We start from the raw sequence: 18407 nt of genomic DNA, 5'->3' as shown, positions 1-18407 counted from the left end.
CGGCCGGGACGCCTCGGCGGCTCAGCCGAGCAGGCCGTCGATCTCGGCCAGCTCCTCGGCGGTGAAGTCGAGGTTCTCCACTGCGGCGACGTTCCCCTCCAACTGGGCCACGCTGCTCGCGCCGATGATCAGGCTGGTCATCCGTGGGTCGCGCAGCGCCCAGGCGAGGGCGAGCTGGGCGAGGGTCTGCCCCCGCCGCTCGGCCACCCGGCCCAGGCCGCGGATGGTGGCCAGCTTCTCCTCGGTCAGGTCGCTCTCGTTGAGGAAGACGCTGGTGCGCACCCGCGAGTCCTCGGGGATGCCGGCGAGGTAGCGGTCGGTGAGCAGGCCCTGGGCCAGCGGGCTGTACGCGATGCAGCCCGCGCCAGCCTCCGCCAGGGTGTCGAGCAGGCCGTCGTCCTCGGTCCACCGGTTCAACATCGAGTACGACGGCTGGTTGATCAGCAGCGGCGTGCCCAGGTCACGCAGGATCGCCGCGGCCCGGGCGGTCTGCTCCGAGTCGTAGTTGGAGATGCCGACGTAGAGCGCCTTGCCGGAGCGGACGACGGCGTCGAGCGCGCCCATCGTCTCCTCCAGCGGAGTGTCCGGGTCGAACCGGTGCGAGTAGAAGATGTCGACGTACTCCAGCCCCATCCGGCGCAGCGACTGGTCCAGTGAGGAGACCAGGTACTTGCGGGAGCCCCACTCGCCGTACGGGCCGGGCCACATCAGGTAGCCGGCCTTGGTGGAGACCACCAGCTCGTCCCGGTAGGGCTTGAGGTCGGTCGCCAGCAGCCGGCCGAAGGCCTCCTCCGCCGCGCCGGGCGGCGGGCCGTAGTTGTTGGCCAGGTCGAAGTGGGTGACCCCGAGGTCGAACGCACGTCGGACGATGTCCCGCTGCCGCTCGAAGGGCCGGTCCGGCCCGAAGTTGTGCCACAGGCCGAGCGAGACGGCGGGCAGCCGCAGCCCGCTGCGTCCGGTCCGTCGGTAGGTCATCGAGTCGTAACGCTGATCAGCGGCGAGGTAGGTCACGACGCCGACCCTATCGGCGTCGGAGAACGGGCGTGCCGTCCCGGTGTGCGGGGGTAGCTTCGAGCCCATGCGCTTCGTCCCGCTCGACACGCCCAAGCCGATTTCCAAGATCGGTCTCGGTACCTGGCAGTTCGGCTCGAAGGAGTGGGGTTACGGCCCCGACTACGAGCGCCGGGCGGCGGACATCGTGCGGCGGGCGCTCGACCTGGGGGTCACCCTCTTCGACACCGCCGAGGTGTACGGCTTCGGCCGCAGCGAGCGGATCCTCGGGGCCGCCCTCGGCGGCGACCGGGAGAAGGTCGTGGTGGCCAGCAAGATCTTCCCGGTCCTGCCGGTCGCCCCGGTGGTGCAGCAGCGGGCGGTCGCCTCGGCCGCCCGCCTCGGCGTGCAGGGCATCGACCTCTACCAGGTGCACCAGCCCAACCCGGTGGTCGCCGACACCACCACCATGCGCGGCATGCGCGCGTTGCAGGACGTCGGCCTGGTCGCCGAGGTCGGCGTCAGCAACTACAGCCTGCGCCGCTGGCGGTTCGCCGAGGCCGCGCTGGGCCGGCGGGTGCTGAGCAACCAGGTCCGCTACAGCATGATCGACCGGGGCCCGGCGGAGGACCTGATCCCGTACGCGGAGCAGGCCGGCCGGATCGTCATCGCGTACAGCCCGCTCGCGCAGGGCTTCCTCTCCGGGCGGTACGACGCGAAGCACCCACCGAGCGGGGCGGTGCGCCGGGCCAACCCGTACTTCCTGCCGGAGAACCTGGAACGCGGCACCGCCCTGATCGCGACGCTGCGCGAGGTGGCCGACGCGCACGACGCCACCCCCAGCCAGATCGCGTTGGCCTATCTGCTGCACCACCCGAACGTGGTGGCCATCCCCGGCGCGTCCGGTGTGGAGCAGATGGAGCGCAACGCGGCCGCCGCCGAGATCGACCTCGGCGCCGACGAGTACGCCGCCCTGGCCACCGCCGCCCGGCAGTTCCGGCCGGTCACCGGCCTGGCGGCGGTGCCGAGGCTGATCCGCGCCCGACTGGGGAAGTGAGCATCATGGACGACATCACCGCGCTGATCCTGGACGACCACGCCGCCTTCCGGCGCGGCTTCGCCCGGCTCGACGACGCCCGCGACGAGACCGAACTGCTCGCCGTCTGGGAGGCGCTCGCCCTGCACCTGGACATCCACGCCGAGGCGGAGGAGGCGATCCTCTATCCGCACCTGGTGCGGCACGGCGACGACGGCGAGGACGAGACCACCGACGCCATCGGCGACCACAACGAGATCCGCGACGCAATCGCCGAGTCGAAGCTGCACCCGGTGGGCTCCGACGAGTGGTGGGCGGCGGTGTGGAAGGCCCGCCGGGAGAACAGCGAGCACCTCGCGGAGGAGGAGGACGGGGCGCTGCCGGACTTCCGCCGGCACGCCAGCGTCGAACTCCGCGCCGAGCTGGGCGCCCGCTGGCTGACCTTCTACGGCGAGCACAAGAACGGCCGCAACCTGACCTTCGACGACAAGGACCCGCAGAAGTACGTGCAGGAGCACCGCTGAGGCGGACGGGAGACCGCCGCGCCCGGTGACCCCGGGGGCGACGAGGCGGCGCCGGAATCCCCGACACGGGGGAGTCGGCCTGGCGTGGCGGGGCGGGAGAATGGCCCGGTGACTCCCCGGGCGCTGATCGCGCCGCTCGTCCGTGCGAGCACCTGTCGCCGTGGCGTCTTCCTCCTGCTCGGCGGGGTGCTGGCCCTGCCGTACGCGCTGCTGGCCGGCACCTTCGTCCAGCTCCTCACCCGCGGCGAGGTGCCCCGGCTGCTGGTCTTCGCGCTGATGGTGGTCGCCGCCGTCATCGGCGCGGTGCCGTTCTTCCTCGACGGCAGCCGAACGCTGGAGATCGCCGCCGCCCGCGCCCTGCTCGGCGTGCCGCTGCCGGAGCCCGCCGCCGGGCACCCGGCCGACCGGGAGACCCGGCTGCGCGCCGCGCTCTGGATCGCCCTGCACATGACCGTCGGCGGAACGGTGATGTTCGCGCTGATCAGCGCCCTGCCGATGGCGCTGTCGTTCATCGCCCAGCAGTTCGGCGTCGGCACCCAGCTGGTCGCCCAGGAGAGCTGGGGGCCGCTTGACGGGCGGGACACCGGCTGGCTCACCCTCACCGGGGTGCTGATGCTGCTCGGCCTCGGTTACGCGGTCGCCGGGCTGGGCACGCTCGCCGCCTCGATGGCCCCGGCGCTGCTCGGCCCCTCGGCGGCCGAGCAGCTCGCCGCCCTGGCGGCGCGGGCGGCCCGGCTCGCCGAGCGCAACCGGCTGGCCCGGGAACTGCACGACTCGGTGGGCCACGCGCTGACGGTGGCCACCCTCCAGGCCGGCGCGGCCCGTCAGCTCCTCGACGGCGACCCGGAGTTCGCCCGCCGGGCGCTCGCCGCGATCGAGGAGACCAGCCGGCACGCGATGGACGACCTGGACCACGTGCTGGGCCTGCTCCGGGAGACCGAGGGCGCCGCCCGTGCCCCGGCCAACACCGCCCCGCAGCGGACCCTGGTCCAGCTCGACCGGCTCGTCGCGGACACCCGGGCGGCCGGGCTGCGGGTCGAGGCGCGGGTCGACGGGGAGCTGGCGGAGCTGCCCCCGGCGGTGTCCCGGGAGGGCTACCGGATCGTGCAGGAGGGGCTGACCAACGCCGCCCGGTACGGCCGCGGCCCGGTGCGCCTGCGGGTGGACGTACCCGGGGAGGCCCCGGTGCCCGCACCTCGCGCGGCGCCGGACGCGCCGGGCCGGCGGTGGTTGGAGATCGAGCTGGAGAACCTGCTGGGCGGCGCGGCGCGGCCGGGACGCGGCGGCCGGGGCCTGGACGGGATGCGGGAACGGGTGCTGCTGCTCGGCGGGCGGATCACCGCCGGCCCGGAGAATGGTCACTGGCGGGTCCGGGTGCGGCTGCCGGTGCCGAGGGGGGAGGCGCGGTGAGCACGGACGTGCTGATCGTCGACGACGACGAGCTGATCCGGGTCGGGCTGCGGGCGATCATCGACGCCCAGCCGGACCTGCGGGTGGTGGGCGAGGCCGCCGACGGCGCCGAGGTGCCCCCGCTGGTCGCGCGCCTGCGGCCCCGGGTGGTGCTGATGGACGTGCGGATGCCCGCCATCGACGGCATCCAGGCGACCCGGCTGCTGCTGGCCGCCTCCGCCGACCCGCCCCGCGTCCTCGTGGTCACCACCTTCGAGAACGACGAGTACGTCTACGAGGCGCTGCGCGCCGGCGCGAGCGGCTTCCTGCTCAAGCGGGCCCGCCCGGCGGAGGTGGTCGCCGCCGTCCGGGCGGTCGCCGCCGGCGACTCGCTGCTCTTCCCGGCCGCGATCCGCCGCCTCGCCGGGGCGTACGGGTCCTCGGGCGGGGACCGGCTGCGCGCGGCCCGGCTGACCGAGCGGGAGGCGGAGGTGTTGCGGCTGATGACCACCGGGTTGTCCAACACCGAGATCGCCGGGCAGCTCGTGGTCGGGGTGGAGACGGTCAAGACGCACGTCGGCAACGTGCTGGCCAAGCTCGGGGTGCGGGACCGTACCCAGGCCGTGATCGCCGCCTACGAGTCGGGTTTCGTCGTTCCCACCGGCTGATCCCCCTCGGCCGGGGGAGCGGGTTCGTCACCGCTCGGGAGGGCGGTGGCGGCGCCGCCGCCGAGGCTGAGAGCATGACGACGACCGATGTTCCCACCCACCGTCCGGCCTCCCGCCGGCCCGACCGGCTCGCCCCGCTGGCCGCCGGCTGGCTCGGCCTCTGGGGCGTACTCGCCCTGCTCTGCACGCTGACTGGCGCCGGCTACCCGTTCGGCGCGAACGACCAGGACGGCGGCGGGGCGAACCTGCTCCGGCTGGTTCCCGTCGATGTCGCGCCGCCGCTCTTCGCCGGGACGCTGCTGGCCGCCGCGGTCGCCGCCCTCGCGATGAGCAGCCAGGGCGCCCGTACCGCCGGCCCGCTGCGCGCACTGCTGCTCGGCTACGGCTGGACGGTCGCCTTCGTCCTGGCCGTGGTGGTGCCCGACGCGCGGGTGCTGGTGATCCTCGGCTACGCGCCGATGCTGATCCTCGGCGCCCCGTTCGGCTGGCCGCCGGTCGACTACGCCGACGTCTTCACCTGGTCGCTCGGCGTCAAGGTGGCCGCCATGGCGGGCGGAGTGCTGCTGGCCGGGGCGCTGCTGGTCTGGCAGCGGCGGACCGCCGACGCCTGCTTGGCCTGCGGTCGGGGCAGTGCCGACCGGGGCTGGACCACCCGGGCGGCCGCCGCCCGCTGGGGACGCTGGGCCGCCGGGACCGCCGCGGCCATCCCCTTCGCGTACGCGCTGACCCGGTTCGCCTGGGCGGCCGGCATCCCGCTCGGCATCTCCCCGGAGCTGCTGGACGACATGCGGGAGACCGGACAGGTCTGGGCCGGCGCCGGGCTGGGCGCCTTCGCCACCGTGGGCGCGGTCCTCACCCTCGGGCTGGTGCAGAGCTGGGGCGAGCGGTTCCCGCGCTGGATGGTCGGTCTGGCCGGCCGGCCGGTGCCGGTGAAGCTCGCGGTCGTCCCGGCCACCCTGGTCGCGCTCGCGGTCACCGCGGCCACTCTCGGCCTGGTCACCACGCCCGAGTTCTGGCGGCTCGGCGGCGGCTTCACCATGGCCAGCGCGCCGATGCTGCTCTGGCCGTTCTGGGGCGCCGCGCTCGGCGCCGCCACATACGCGTACCACCTGCGCCGCCGGGGCGGCTGCGCCCGCTGCGGTCGCGGCTGACGTCGCGGGCCGGCGCCCCGCCGCCGGCTCCGGACACGGGGGGAGCAGGGTGCCCCGTCGATCGACGGGGCACCCTCGTTTTCCTGCGCTAGCCTGGGTCGGGTGACTGCGCCAAACCAGGTTCTCCCGGTCCCGCCCGCCGACCTGCCGGGCACGCTCGGCGAGCTGCGCGCGGCCGGGCACCGGCACCGGCACCGCACCGTCAAGCAGGAACTCCGCGACAACCTCCTCGCCCGGATGCGTTCCGGCTCCGATCGCTTCCCCGGCATCGTCGGCTACGACGACACCGTCCTCCCCGAGGTCGAGCGGGCCCTGCTCGCCGGCCACGACATGGTGCTGCTCGGCGAGCGCGGCCAGGGCAAGACCCGGCTGATCCGCTCGCTGGTGGCGCTGCTCGACGAGTGGACCCCGGTGATTCCCGGCTCGGTGCTCAACGAGCACCCGATGCACCCGCTCACCCCGGCCTCCCGCGCGCTGGTCGCCGAGGCCGGCGACGACCTGGCGGTCGGCTGGCTGCACCGCTCGATGCGCTACGGCGAGAAGCTGGCCACCCCGGACACCAGCGTCGGCGACCTGATCGGCGACGTCGACCCGATCCGGCTGGCCCAGGGTCGCACCCTCGGCGACCCGGAGACCATCCACTTCGGACTGGTGCCGCGCACCAACCGGGGGATCTTCGCGGTGAACGAGCTGCCCGACCTGGCCGAGCGGATCCAGGTGGCGCTGCTCAACGTGCTGGAGGAGCGGGACATCCAGGTCCGCGGCTACCAGCTGCGGCTGCCGCTGGACCTGTTCCTGGTGGCCAGCGCCAACCCGGAGGACTACACCAACCGGGGCCGGATCATCACGCCGCTCAAGGACCGCTTCGGCGCGGAGGTCCGCACCCACTACCCGGTCGACCTGGAGCTGGAGCTGGCGCTGATCCGGCAGGAGGCCGAGCTGGTCGCCGAGGTGCCGGAGCACGTGCTGGAGGTGCTCGCCCGGTTCGCCCGCGCCGTGCGCGAGTCGCCGTCGGTGGACCCGCGCTCCGGCGTCTCCGCCCGCTTCGCGATCGCCGCCGCCGAGACGGTCGCCGCCGCCGCGCTGCGCCGATCCGGCCTGCTCGCCGCCGGTCCCGCCGCCCAGGGGGTACGCCCCGAGGCCCCGGTCGCGCGGGTCGGCGACGCGGTGTCGGTGACCTCGACCCTGCGCGGCAAGGTCGAGTTCGAGAGCGGCGAGGAGGGGCGCGAGATCGAGATCCTGGCCCACCTGCTGCGCACCGCCACCGCCGAGACGTTCCGGGCCAGGCTGGCCGGGTTGGACCTGTCCGGTTTCACCGGCCTGGTCGCCGAGGGCACCGCCATCGAGACCGGTGAGCTGGTCTCGTCGGCGGAGCTGCTGCGCCAGGTCGGCACCGTGCCCGGGCTGGCCAAGGCGCTGGACCGGCTCGGGCTGGGTGACGCGCCCACGCCGGAGGAGGCCGCCGCCGGGATCGAGTTCGTCCTGGAGGGGCTGCACCTGACCCGCCGGCTCGGCAAGGACGTCACCGAGTCGGGCCGCACCGTCTACGGCGGCCGGGGCTGAGCGTGGCCGGCAACCGGTTCCGGTACGGGCAGTGGCGCGGCGGGCCCGACCCGCTCGCCCCGCCGTACGACGTCCGGGCCGCGGTGGACGCCGTCGGCGCGGAGGTGCTGGCCGGCGGCAGCCTGCGGGACGCGCTGCGCGACCTGCTGCGCCGGGGCCCGCAGGGGCGCGGCGGCCTGGACGACCTGGCCGCCCGGGCCCGCCGGCTGCGCCGGGAGGCGCTGCGCCGAGGCGACCTGGACGGGGCGGTGACCCGCTCCCGGGCCCTGCTCGACCAGGCGCTGGCGGCGGAACGCGACGAGCTGCGCGGGCGCGCCGACGACGACGCGCGGTTCGCCGAGGCGGTGCTGGACAACCTGCCCCGCTCCACCGCCCGCGCGGTGCAGGAGCTGGCGGGCTACGAGTGGGCCAGCGACGAGGCGCGGCAGACGTACCAGCGGATTCTCGACGGGCTGCGCGGCGACGTCTTGGAGCAGCGCTTCGCCGGGCTGCGCGACGCGGCGCGGGCGGCCGGCGACCCGGCGGTGCAGCGGCAGCTGGCCGAGATGATGCGGGACCTCAACGACCTGCTGGCCCGGCACGCCCGCGCCGAGGACACCACCGACGCGTTCGCCGAGTTCATGCGCCGGCACGGCGAGTTCTTCCCGGAGCGGCCGAAGAACGTCGACGAGCTGGTCGACGTGCTGGCCCGCCGCTCGGCCGCCGGGGAGCGGCTGATGCGGTCGCTGTCGGACCAGCAGCGCGAGGAACTGGCCGGGCTGATGCGGCAGTCCCTCGGCGACCGGCTGGCCGGCGAGCTGTCCGCGCTGGACGGGCACCTGCGGGCGCTGCGCCCCGACCTGAACTGGCAGCGCGGCGAGCGGGTCCGCGGTGAGCAGCCGCTCGGCTACGGCGAGGCGGCCGGCGCGCTCGACGAGATCGGCGAGCTGGACGACCTGCTCGACTCCCTCGACCAGGAGCACCCCGGCGCGACCCTCGACGACGTGGACGTCGAGGCGGTGGCCCGGACGCTGGGCCGCGACCCCGCCGACGACATCCGCCGGCTGCGGGAACTGGAGCGGGAACTGCGCCGGCAGGGGTGGGTGAGCCGGGACGCCGACGGGCTCACGCTGAGCCCGAAGGCGCTGCGCCGGCTCGCCGGCACCGCGCTGCGGCGGGTCTTCGCCGACCTCACGGCCGGGCCGCGCGGCCAGCACGACCTGCGCTCGGCGGGTGCGGCCGGCGAGGTCAGCGGGGCGTCCCGACCCTGGGAGTACGGCGACGAGCAGCCGCTGGACGTGGTCCGCACCCTCACCCGGGCGGTCCGGCGGGCCGGCCCCACGGTGCCGGTCCAGCTCGACGTCTCCGACTTCGAGGTGGTGGAGACCGAGCGCCGGGCCTCGGCGGCGGTGGCGCTCTGCGTCGACCTGTCGTACTCGATGATCTCGCAGGGGCGCTGGGGCCCGATGAAGCAGACGGCGCTGGCGTTGTCGCACCTGGTGGCGACCCGCTTCCCGCAGGACGCTCTGGAGATCGTCGGCTTCGGCCGGGAGGCGCTGACGCTGACCCAGCAGGAGTTGGCCGCGGTGGAGCCGGACATGCAGCAGGGCACCAACCTCCAGCACGCGCTGCGGCTGGCCGGGCGGCACCTGCGCCGGCACCCCGGCGCGGAGCCGGTGGTGCTGGTGGTCACCGACGGCGAGCCGACCGCCCACCTCGACCCGGACGACGGGGAGGCGCTGTTCCACTGGCCGCCGCTGCCGGAGACGATCGAGGCGACCATCCGCGAGGTGGACAAGCTGACCCGCTACGGCGCCACGCTGAACCTCTTCATGCTCGGCGACGATCCGGGGCTGCGCCGCTTCGTCGACGCGGTGGCCCGCCGCTCGAAGGGCCGGATGTTCACCCCGGACCTCGACGACCTCGGCGAGTACGTCGTCTCCGACTACCTGCGCGCCCGGCGGGGCCGGCGCTGAGTTGCCCGTCCGGGTCGGGATCCGGCGACGGCGGTCCGGTGGCGGGGACCGCCTAGCCTCGGCGGCATGTCACGGGTGCGCGCGGCTCTGCTCCGGCGGCTCGACCACGTGTGGGACCTGGGCTGGTGGAATCTGGGTGGAGCGGCGATCGTCGGCTTCTTCCTGTGCCTCGCCTGGTTTCCGCTCTCCACCGGCATTGACGGCTTCCGGGCCGCGCAGGCCGACGTCGAGGGCACGGTCACGGTCGCCGGCTGCCGGCAGAACGATTTCCTCCGTGGGGATCCCTGGCGGTGCCGGGGCACGTTCCGCTCCGCCGACGGCACCGTGCGGATCGAGCGGATCACCTACGACGAGTGGCTGGACGAGGACCCCCGGGTCGTGGGCGGGCCGGCGTCGCTGCCCGCCCGGGTCAATGGGCCTGGGGCGTCCCGGGCCCACCCGGTGGACGACGAGTGGCAGCCCGCGCTGATCACCGGGATCTTCGCCCTGGTGGTGGCGGCCCTGATGCTCTGGTGGTGGACCGGCCCGGACGAGCGGCCCCTCCGTCCGGCCGCCCCCGCCGCGGCCCGTCCACGGTCCGCCCGTCGGCCGAGGCCGGCGCGCAGGTGGGGCCGCCGTCGCGCCCGCCCGCGCCGGCGCTGAACCGCCCGTCCGGGTGATCCCGGTGCGGTAACGCCCCGGTCCGCGCCGGTCGGCGGGGTTGACTGGGGACGTGGAGAGCGCGGGGCTGCGGCGGATCTACGACGAACTGCTCGCCGAGGTGGAGGCGGGCGGCTTCGGCGAGCCGCCGCAGGGGCAGCTGACCGCCGAGCAGATCGTGGCCCACCTGGCCGCCAACGACGAGCTGATGAGCGAGGCCACCGAGGCGGTCCTCGCCGGCTCGCCCTTCGCCTACTACGACCTGGAGACCATCCACCGCCCCCAGGTGGACGCGCTGGTCGCCGACTGCGGCGGCCTGGACGGGCTGGCCACCCTGCTGAGGGCCACCAGCCAGAAGCTCTGCGCCCTGGTGGACCGGCTCGGCCCGGCGGCGGAGACCCCGGTCGACACCCACCTGCGGGAGGGCTTCGACCTGGTCGTCGACGACACCCTGCCCTGGTCGCGCACCCTGGACCTGCACGCCCGTGTCCACCTGCCGAAACACCTCGCGCAGCTCCGGGTCCTGCGGACGCCGCCGGGGGCGCCCACCGTCGACCGGCCGACCGTCGACCGGTCGGTCGGGTCGTGAGCCAGCCGGTGCGGTGAGCCGGCGCGGGGCCGGCCTGCGCAGCGCGGCCCGGTCGGTGGTCCCCGCGCTGTTGCCGCACCGGATCCGGATGGCGCTGCCGGTGATCGGCCAGTGCGCGTTGACGGCGGGCGCGGCGTGGTGGATCGCGGCGACCCTCTTCGGCCACCAGGCGCCGATCTTCGCCGCCACCGGCTCGTTGATCTGCCTGTCGGCGGGTATGGGCGGGCGGGGCCGGCAGGCCGTCGACCTGTTCGTGGGGGTGCTGGCCGGCGTCGCGGTGGGGGAGGGTGTCCAGGCCCTCGACCTCGGCATCGGATTCCTGGTGATGGTGCCGGCGCTCGCGCTGGCGATGTCGATCGCCGCCCTGATCGACCCGCGGCCGCTGCCCTACGTCCAGTCCGGCACCGCCGTGTTGATCGTGGCCGCACTGGGGCCGGCGCGGTCGCCCGCCGGCTATCTGCTGGACGTGGCGGTCGGCGGCGCGCTGGGTCTGCTCGGCAGCCAGGTGCTGTTCAGCCCTGATCCGGTGAAGCTGGTCGCCGCGCCGGTCCCGGAGATCCTGCGGGACACCGCGATCGCGCTGCGGACGGCGGCCGAGGCGCTGCGCCGGGGCGGGCCGGCGCTGGCGGCCACCGCCTGCGAGCAGGCCCGGCACGCCAACGCCCGCCTCGGTCGGCTCACCGAGGCCCGGGTGGTGGCCCACCGGGTCACCGGCCGCACCGTACGCGGGCGCCGGCGGGCCGCCCGGCTGCACCGGGCCGACCGCCCCCTCGACGACGTCCACGTGCTGGTCGCCGCCGCCCTGCTGCTCTGCGACGACGTGCACGGACAGCTCACGTCCCACCCGACGGCGGGGTCGGGCCCGTTGCCGGACCGGTTGACCGAGCTGGCCGACGGGCTGGCGGAGCTCTCCGCCGCCACCACCGACCGCTCCGGATCCCGGCCCGGGTCCACCGCACCCGTGCCGTCCGGTCCCGGTGACCGCCCGGTGATCGAGGTGCACCTGCGCGACGCCACCGCCGCCCTGCACCGGCTCCGCGCCGCCGCCCCACCCTGACCCCCGCCGACCGGGCGGTCCTCGCCCGCGCCGCGGGAACGCGGGTCAGGGGTGCCGGTGGAACGCCCGGCGGTACGCGCTCGGGGCGACGCCGATGCGCTGGCGGAGCTGCTGGCGCAGGGCGGCGGCGGTGCCGAAGCCGCAGCGGTGGGCCACCTGGTCGACGGCCAGGTCGGTGGTCTCCAGCAGCAGCCGGGCGTGGTCGGTGCGCTCCTGGAGCAGCCACTGGGCGGGGCTCAGCCCGGTCTCGGAGCGGAAGTGCCGGGTGAAGGTACGTACGCTCATCCGCGCGTGCTCGGCCAGGTCGCGCAGGGTGACCGGCTCGTGCAGCCGCTGCCGGGCCCACTCCCGGGTGCCGGCGGTGCCCGTTGCCGCCCGGTGGGGCACCGGCCGCTCGATGTACTGGGCCTGGCCGCCGTCGCGCCACGGCGGGACCACGCAGCGGCGGGCCGAGCGGTTGGCCACCTCGCTGCCGTGGTCGGTGCGGATGACGTGCAGGCACAGGTCGAGGCCGGCGGCCACCCCGGCCGAGGTGAGCACGTCGTCGGAGTCGATGAAGAGCACGTCGGGGTCCAGGTCGACCGCCGGGTGCAGCCGGCGGAACAGGTCCGTGTACGCCCAGTGGGTGGTGGCCCGCCGGCCGTCGAGCAGCCCGGCGGCGGCCAGCACGAACGCGCCGGTGCAGATCGACATGATCCGCGCGCCCCGCTCGTGGGCCGCCCGCAGCGCCGCCGCGACCTCGGGGTCGAGGACGCCGTCGGTCAGCGCCGGACCGCCGTGGATGCCCGGTACGACCACCGTGTCGGCGGCCTCGACCAGTTCGAGCCCGTGGTCGGGCAGCACCTGGTACCCGGCGGTGCTGCGCACCGGGCGGCCCCCCGGCGTGCAGGCGTCGACCGTGTAGAGCGGCCGCAGGTCCTTGGTGCGGGCGGTGCCGAAGACCTGGGAGGGGGTGCCGAGGTCGAGGCCGACCACCTGGTCGATGGCGAGCACCGCGACCCGGTGCGGGACGATCGTCATGGCCCGATTATTGCGCATGATGGCTTTCCGGCCACTCGTCGTCCGCGGGCCCGCCGTCGACACTCGTGTCGTGAACCGAACCCGCCGTCTCCACCCCGCCTGGCTGGTCGCCGCCGTCGCGTTCGTCGCGCTGGTCGGCGCCGCCGGCTTCCGGGCCACCCCCTCGGTCCTGCTGCACCCGCTGCACGCCGAGTTCGGTTGGCCGCTGGCCACCGTCTCCGCCGCCGTCTCGGTCAACCTGCTGCTCTACGGGCTGACCGCGCCGTTCGCCGCCGCGCTGATGGACCGGTTCGGCGTCCGACGGGTGGTGGCCGGCGCGCTGGCGCTGGTGGCGGCCGGCAGCGGCCTGACGGTGTTCATGACGGCCAGCTGGCAGCTGATCCTCTGCTGGGGGGTGCTCGTCGGGCTGGGCACCGGGTCGATGGCGCTCGCCTTCGTGGCCACGGTCACCGGGCGCTGGTTCGTCCGCCGTCGCGGGTTGGTCACCGGGGTGCTGACCGCCGGCGGGGCGGCCGGGCAACTGGTCTTCCTGCCGCTGCTCGCCGTGCTGGTCCGCGACCACGGGTGGCGCACGGCGGCGCTCGTCGTCGCCGGGGCGGCGCTGGCGGTCGTACCGCTGGTTGCCTGGCTGCTGCGGGAGCACCCGGCGGATCTCGGCCTGCCGGCCTACGGCGCGGCGGAGGTCGTGCCGCCCGCGCCGACGACGGGCGGCGCCGCCTCCCGGGCCGTCGGCGCGCTGGCCTCGGCCGCGCGGACCCGGCCGTTCTGGCTGCTCGCCGGCGGGTTCGCGATCTGCGGCGCGACCACCAACGGGCTGGTCGGCACGCACTTCGTGCCGGCCGCGCACGACCACGGGATGCCGGAGACCACCGCCGCGGGGCTGCTCGCCCTGGTCGGGCTCTTCGACATCGTCGGCACCATCGCCTCCGGCTGGCTCACCGACCGGGTGGACAGCCGGCTGCTGCTCGGCGCCTACTACGCGCTGCGCGGCGGGTCGCTGCTGGTGCTGCCCGGCCTCTTCGCCGGCACGGCCGAGCCGAGCATGCTGGTCTTCATCATCTTCTACGGCCTGGACTGGGTGGCCACCGTGCCGCCGACCGTCGCGCTGTGCCGGGAGTACTTCGGCGCGGCGGGCGCGGTGGTCTTCGGCTGGGTCTTCGCCGCCCACCAGTTCGGCGCGGCGATCGCCGCGACCGGGGCAGGCCTGGTCCGCGACCGCCTCGGCGACTACGCGGTGGCCTGGTACGTCGCCGGGGCGCTGTCGATCGGCGCGGCCGGGCTCTCGCTGCTGCTGCGCCGCCGGGAACCGGTGCCGGTGCCCGTGGTGGCGCCGCCGGCCCGGGCCTGGAGCTACCGCGGCTGAGGCGTCAGCCCACCGTCCACTGCTGCGGGGCGGCGCCGGTGCACGGGACCTGGACGAGTTCGTCGCCGGACTCGGTGCCGCCGTCCTTCACCTCGGCGCACTTGCCGGAGTGGACCGCGACCAGCAGCACCGGGCCGGTGCCGACCGGGGTCAGCCGCCACTGCTGGTTGGCCTGCCCGTGGCAGGGGAACTGCTGGAGCTTCGCGCCGTCGTCGGTGCTGCCGCCCTCGACGTCCAGGCACTGCGCGTGCGCCGCGTTGGTGAGGGTGACCAGGTCCGGGGCGACCGGGTTGGCCACCCACTGCTGCTCCGGCCCGCCTGAGCAGCCGGCCAACTCGGCCTTGGCCTTCTCGTCCTCGTCGTCGGTGCCGACGCAGAGGCCGGAGGCCACCGCCCGGAACACCTTCGGCCCGGCCACCGGGGCGGGCGGGGTGGTGGGCGCGGCGGTCGGCGAGGGCGCGGCGGGGGTGGTCGGGGCCGGTTCGGTGACCTCCGGCGACGGCGGCTCCGCCGGGGGCGCGGAGGCGGCCGACGCCGGCACCACCGGCTGGTCGCCGCCGCCGAGCACACCGGTGGCGAAGAAGACCCCCACCAGTACGCCGACCAGCCCGGCGGCCAGCGCGAACCGGATCAGCGGGTCCCGGGGCAGCCCGGGTCGGGCGGACCGGCGGGCGCCGTAGACGGTGCCGGCCGGGTCGTGGTGTTCGTCGGGGGCGGACATGGGGGAATCCTGACCCACCGGACCGCTCGATGGCCACCCGGCCCGGCCGGCGGTGACTCAGTCGACGACCGTGACGTCCTTCCAGAACGCCACCCGGTCGCGCACCATCTCGGCGTCGGGCTTCGGGTCCGGGTAGTACCAGACGGCGTCGGCGCTGGTCCGGCCGTCGTGCTCGAGGCTGTAGTAGGCGGCGGTGCCCTTCCACGGGCAGAACGTGTGGGTCGCCGACTCCCGGATCAGGTCGTCGCGCAGGGCGGCGCGGGGGAAGTAGTGGTTGCCCTCCACCAGGACGGTGTCGTCGCTCTCGGCGATCACCAGATCGTTCCAGACGGCTTTCGGCATGGGTCCACGCTATGCCGTCCGCCCCGGACCGACCACCGATCGGCGGCGGGTCAGCGCGCGGGCTCCGGGTCGGTCACGTCGGCGACCGTCGCCCCGAGCGTGGTGATCGCCGCGTCGGCGTCCAGCGCGACGGCGGCGCCGTGCTCGCCCGCGCCGAGGGTGATCTCCCGGCCGCGCAACCGCTCGTCGGCGACGACCGGCCAGGCGGTGGTCGCGCCGAACGGGGTGATGGTCCCCCGTTCGTAGCCGGTGGCGTCGCGGGCTGCCGCCGCGTCGGGCATGGAGAGCCGGTTGACGCCGAGCAGCGCGCGCAGCTTGGGCCAGGAGATCACCCGGTCGCCCGGGGTGAGCACGAAGAGATGGTCGTCCGGGCCGCGGCGGACCACGATCGTCTTCACCACGTCCGGCACCGCGACGCCGCGGGCGGCGGCGGCCTCGGCGAGGCTGCGCACCGGCCCGTGCCGGATCACCCGGTACGGCAGACCGGCGGCGTCCAGGGCGGTGAGGGCGGGCGACAGCACGTCCGCCACGGTATCGGGATCGTCCGATCGTGGTGGCGAAAAGGCCACCGTGGACATCCCACGGACGGGCCGTTCGGCGCGTAAGGTGATCTCATGCGCGCGCTGCGTGATCATGACCTGGCGGTGGACACGTTGCGGCGGTCGTACGCCGCGGTGCCCCTCGGGGAACCCGTCCGCCTCGCCAAACGCACCTCGAATCTGTTCCGCCCCCGGGCGGCCACCAGCTCACCGGGCCTGGACGTCTCCGGGCTGGACGGTGTGCTGTCGGTCGACCCCCGGGCCCGCACCGCCGACGTGCAGGGCATGTGCACGTACGAGGACCTGGTCGACGCCACCCTCCCGCACGGACTGATGCCGCTGGTCGTGCCGCAGTTGCGCACGATCACCCTGGGCGGCGCGGTCACCGGGCTGGGCATCGAGTCCACCTCGTTCCGCAACGGCCTGCCGCACGAGTCGGTGACCGAGATGGACGTGCTCACCGGCGCGGGCGAGATCCTCACCGCCCGCCCGGAGGGCGAGCACGCCGACCTCTTCGCCGCCTTCCCCAACTCGCTGGGCAGCCTCGGCTACGCCACCCGGCTGCGCATCGAGCTCCAGCCCGTACGCCACGCCGTGGCGCTGCGCAACGTGCGCTTCAGCCGGCTGGAGGAGCTGACCGAGGCGATCGCCGACGTGGTCGTCAAGGGCGAGTGGGAGGGGCAGCCCGTCGACGCGATGGACGGGGTGATGTTCAGCCCCGGCGAGGCGTACCTGACCCTGGGCACCTTCACCGACGACGCGCCGCAGCTCAGCGACTACACCGGCCAGGAGATCTACTACCGGTCGCTGCGCCGGCGCACCCGCGACGCGCTGACCGCCCACGACTACCTCTGGCGCTGGGACACTGACTGGTTCTGGTGCTCGGCGGCGTTCGGGGTGCAGCACCCGGTCGTCCGCCGGCTCTGGCCGGCCCGGTGGCGGCGCAGCGACTTCTACCACCGGCTGGTCCGGCTGGAACACCGGCACCAGGTCGCCGCGCGGGTCGACCGCTGGCGCGGGCATCCGGCCCGCGAGCGGGTGGTGCAGGACGTCGAGATTCCGCTGGAGGCCACCGCCGACTTCCTCCGCTGGTTCGCCGCCAACGTGGGCATGAACCCGGTCTGGCTCTGCCCGCTGCGGTTGCGCGAGCCGGCCGGGCCGGGCTCGGCGCGGACCTGGCCGCTGTATCCGCTCCGGCCGGGGCAGACCTACGTCAACATCGGTTTCTGGGGAAGTGTGCCGATCGCCGAGGGAGCGGCCGACGGCGACGTGAACCGCTCGATCGAGCGGGCGGTGTCCGACATGGGTGGTCACAAGTCCCTCTACTCGGACGCGTACTACGACCGAGCGGCCTTCGACCGGCTCTACGGCGGGGAGACCTGGCGTGCCGTGAAGGACCGCTACGACCCGGATCACCGGCTCACCGGACTCTACGAGAAGGCGGTTGCACGAAAATGAGCCTGACCGACCGAGAACAGGGGGCGAGCAGTTCCCCCGCCACACCGCCGCCGGCCGGGGGCCGAGGCGGCCCCACCGTCGCCGACGTCGTCCGGGCGCTGACCACCGGCGAGCTGCCGGTGCGGATCACCGGGTACGACGGCAGCGCGATCGGCCCGGCCGACAGCGGGATCACCCTGTCCATCTGCTCCGAGCGTGGTCTGACGTACCTGCTCACCGCCCCCGGTGACCTGGGCATGGCGCGGGCGTACGTCAGCGGGGACCTGCGGTTGCAGGGCGTGCACCCCGGCGACCCGTACGAGGCGTTGCGGGTGCTCAAGGACGAGCTGCGGGTGCGTACCCCGTCGCTGGCCGAGGGGCTGGCGCTGGTGCGCGGGCTGGGCTGGGAGCGGCTGCTGCCCCCGCCGCCCCCGCCGCAGGAGGCGCAGCCGCGCTGGCGGCGGGTGATGAACGGGCTGCGTCACTCCCGCCTGCGGGACAGCACCGCCATCTCGCACCACTACGACGTCTCGAACGCCTTCTACGAGAAGGTGCTCGGCCCGTCCATGACGTACACCTGCGCGGTGTTCCACAGCCCGGGCGACACGCTGGAGCAGGCCCAGGCGGCCAAGTACGACCTGGTCGCCGGCAAGCTGGCGCTCAAGCCGGGGATGCGGCTGCTCGACGTGGGCTGCGGCTGGGGCGGCATGGTCCGGCACGCCGCCCGGGAGTACGGCGTGAAGGCGCTCGGCGTCACGCTGTCCCGGGAGCAGGCGCGGTGGGCGCAGGCGGCGATCGAGCGGGAGGGGCTGACCGAGCTGGCCGAGGTGCGCCACCTGGACTACCGGGACGCCCCGCGGCAGCAGTTCGACGTGGTCTCCTCGATCGGGCTGACCGAGCACATCGGGGTGCGCAACTACCCGGCGTACTTCGGGGCGCTGCGGGACCGGCTGCGGCCGGACGGCCGGCTGCTCAACCACTGCATCACCCGGGCCGACAACCGGGCCCCGCACCGCTCCGGCGCCTTCATCGACCGGTACGTCTTCCCCGACGGCGAGCTGGCCGGGCCGGGCCGGCTGATCAGTGAGATCCACGACGTGGGGCTGGAGGTGCACCACGAGGAGAACCTGCGGCAGCACTACGCGCTGACCCTGGCCGCCTGGTGCCGCAACCTCGTCGAGAACTGGGACTTCTGCGTCTCGGAGGTGGGGCAGGGCACCGCGCGGGTGTGGGGCCTCTACATGGCCGGGTCCCGGCTGGCCTTCGAGACCAACGGCATCCAGCTGCACCAGGTGCTGGCCACCCGCAACGGGCCGGCCGGGCAGACGTCGTACCCGCTGCGCCCAGACTGGACGCCCTGACCGCGGAACCGCCCGAGGAAAGCCGCGCCGGGTCGGCGCGGCTTTCCTCGATCCTATTTACAA

18 protein-coding genes are annotated in these 18407 nt (G+C 75.0%); 13 read left to right on the top strand and 5 right to left on the bottom strand.

Translation table 11 applies throughout. The annotated features are described in order from the left end of the window. Positions 1 to 21 precede the first annotated feature (21 nt). Positions 22 to 1011: an L-glyceraldehyde 3-phosphate reductase gene (gene mgrA, locus ACTMTB_RS17680; protein ID WP_441146957.1), complete on the bottom strand. Its 990-nt coding sequence runs from the start codon at positions 1009 to 1011 to the stop codon at positions 22 to 24. 67 nt (positions 1012 to 1078) lie between these two features. On the opposite strand from mgrA, the gene ACTMTB_RS17675 reads away from it, so the two are divergent. The 10 genes from ACTMTB_RS17675 to ACTMTB_RS17630 all read left to right on the top strand — a co-directional run bounded on the left by ACTMTB_RS17675 (position 1079) and on the right by ACTMTB_RS17630 (position 11561). Beyond that, the gene (locus ACTMTB_RS17675) at positions 1079 to 2047 is read left to right on the top strand and encodes an aldo/keto reductase (RefSeq protein ID WP_441146955.1); all 969 of its coding nucleotides are present in this window, start codon (positions 1079 to 1081) and stop codon (positions 2045 to 2047) included. 5 nt (positions 2048 to 2052) lie between these two features. After that, the gene (locus ACTMTB_RS17670; protein ID WP_154939220.1) at positions 2053 to 2550 is read left to right on the top strand and encodes a hemerythrin domain-containing protein; all 498 of its coding nucleotides are present in this window, start codon (positions 2053 to 2055) and stop codon (positions 2548 to 2550) included. Between the two features lie 108 nt (positions 2551 to 2658). Continuing rightward, positions 2659 to 3960, top strand: a complete 1302-nt coding sequence (locus ACTMTB_RS17665) for a sensor histidine kinase (RefSeq protein ID WP_441146953.1) — start codon at positions 2659 to 2661, stop codon at positions 3958 to 3960. Next, a complete protein-coding gene (locus tag ACTMTB_RS17660) occupies positions 3957 to 4607 on the top strand; it encodes a response regulator transcription factor (RefSeq protein WP_441146951.1) in 651 nt (216 codons plus the stop codon). The genes ACTMTB_RS17665 and ACTMTB_RS17660 overlap by 4 nt, the downstream gene beginning before the upstream one ends. A 74-nt stretch (positions 4608 to 4681) precedes the next feature. Beyond that, on the top strand, positions 4682 to 5758 hold the full coding sequence (locus ACTMTB_RS17655) for a hypothetical protein (protein ID WP_441146949.1): 1077 nt from the start codon (positions 4682 to 4684) through the stop codon (positions 5756 to 5758). A gap of 93 nt (positions 5759 to 5851) precedes the next feature. Beyond that, the gene (locus ACTMTB_RS17650; protein WP_441147613.1) at positions 5852 to 7321 is read left to right on the top strand and encodes a magnesium chelatase; all 1470 of its coding nucleotides are present in this window, start codon (positions 5852 to 5854) and stop codon (positions 7319 to 7321) included. Positions 7322 to 7323: 2 nt separating this feature from the next. Further along, positions 7324 to 9276: a vWA domain-containing protein gene (locus ACTMTB_RS17645; RefSeq protein WP_441146947.1), complete on the top strand. Its 1953-nt coding sequence runs from the start codon at positions 7324 to 7326 to the stop codon at positions 9274 to 9276. A gap of 66 nt (positions 9277 to 9342) precedes the next feature. Continuing rightward, positions 9343 to 9918, top strand: a complete 576-nt coding sequence (locus ACTMTB_RS17640) for a hypothetical protein (RefSeq protein ID WP_441146945.1) — start codon at positions 9343 to 9345, stop codon at positions 9916 to 9918. A 70-nt stretch (positions 9919 to 9988) separates the two neighbouring features. Beyond that, complete coding sequence (locus ACTMTB_RS17635) at positions 9989 to 10504, top strand: hypothetical protein (protein ID WP_441146943.1); 516 nt, start codon at positions 9989 to 9991, stop codon at positions 10502 to 10504. A gap of 13 nt (positions 10505 to 10517) precedes the next feature. Further along, positions 10518 to 11561: an FUSC family protein gene (locus ACTMTB_RS17630; RefSeq protein ID WP_441146941.1), complete on the top strand. Its 1044-nt coding sequence runs from the start codon at positions 10518 to 10520 to the stop codon at positions 11559 to 11561. A 45-nt stretch (positions 11562 to 11606) separates the two neighbouring features. On the opposite strand, the gene ACTMTB_RS17625 is transcribed toward ACTMTB_RS17630, so the two are convergent. After that, positions 11607 to 12599, bottom strand: a complete 993-nt coding sequence (locus ACTMTB_RS17625; RefSeq protein WP_441146939.1) for a GlxA family transcriptional regulator — start codon at positions 12597 to 12599, stop codon at positions 11607 to 11609. A 1-nt stretch (position 12600) separates the two neighbouring features. Between ACTMTB_RS17625 and ACTMTB_RS17620 the strand changes: the two genes are divergently transcribed. Beyond that, positions 12601 to 13944, top strand: a complete 1344-nt coding sequence (locus tag ACTMTB_RS17620; protein ID WP_441146937.1) for an MFS transporter — start codon at positions 12601 to 12603, stop codon at positions 13942 to 13944. 4 nt (positions 13945 to 13948) lie between these two features. Here ACTMTB_RS17620 and ACTMTB_RS17615 read toward each other — a convergent pair whose 3' ends face one another. Genes ACTMTB_RS17615 through ACTMTB_RS17605 form a run of 3 tightly spaced genes read right to left on the bottom strand, consistent with a single transcriptional unit; the run spans position 13949 to position 15585 of the window. Continuing rightward, on the bottom strand, positions 13949 to 14665 hold the full coding sequence (locus ACTMTB_RS17615; RefSeq protein ID WP_441146935.1) for an RICIN domain-containing protein: 717 nt from the start codon (positions 14663 to 14665) through the stop codon (positions 13949 to 13951). Between the two features lie 57 nt (positions 14666 to 14722). Beyond that, positions 14723 to 15007 (bottom strand): DUF427 domain-containing protein, encoded by a 285-nt coding sequence (locus ACTMTB_RS17610; RefSeq protein WP_441146933.1) that lies wholly within the window; start codon positions 15005 to 15007, stop codon positions 14723 to 14725. Between the two features lie 50 nt (positions 15008 to 15057). Next, complete coding sequence (locus tag ACTMTB_RS17605) at positions 15058 to 15585, bottom strand: aminoacyl-tRNA deacylase (RefSeq protein WP_441146931.1); 528 nt, start codon at positions 15583 to 15585, stop codon at positions 15058 to 15060. Between the two features lie 36 nt (positions 15586 to 15621). Here ACTMTB_RS17605 and ACTMTB_RS17600 point away from each other — a divergent pair, with 36 nt between their 5' ends. Beyond that, a complete protein-coding gene (locus ACTMTB_RS17600; protein ID WP_441146929.1) occupies positions 15622 to 17004 on the top strand; it encodes an FAD-binding oxidoreductase in 1383 nt (460 codons plus the stop codon). After that, on the top strand, positions 17001 to 18344 hold the full coding sequence (locus tag ACTMTB_RS17595) for a class I SAM-dependent methyltransferase (protein ID WP_441146927.1): 1344 nt from the start codon (positions 17001 to 17003) through the stop codon (positions 18342 to 18344). Before ACTMTB_RS17600 ends, ACTMTB_RS17595 begins: the two co-directional genes overlap by 4 nt. Positions 18345 to 18407: the final 63 nt, after the last annotated feature.

This window comes from Micromonospora sp. L32, from assembly GCF_052068055.1.
In the GTDB taxonomy this organism is placed as follows: domain Bacteria; phylum Actinomycetota; class Actinomycetes; order Mycobacteriales; family Micromonosporaceae; genus Micromonospora; species Micromonospora purpureochromogenes.
The sequence above is the reverse complement of the archived record's forward strand: the minus strand, read 5'-3'. Positions and strand labels throughout refer to the sequence as shown.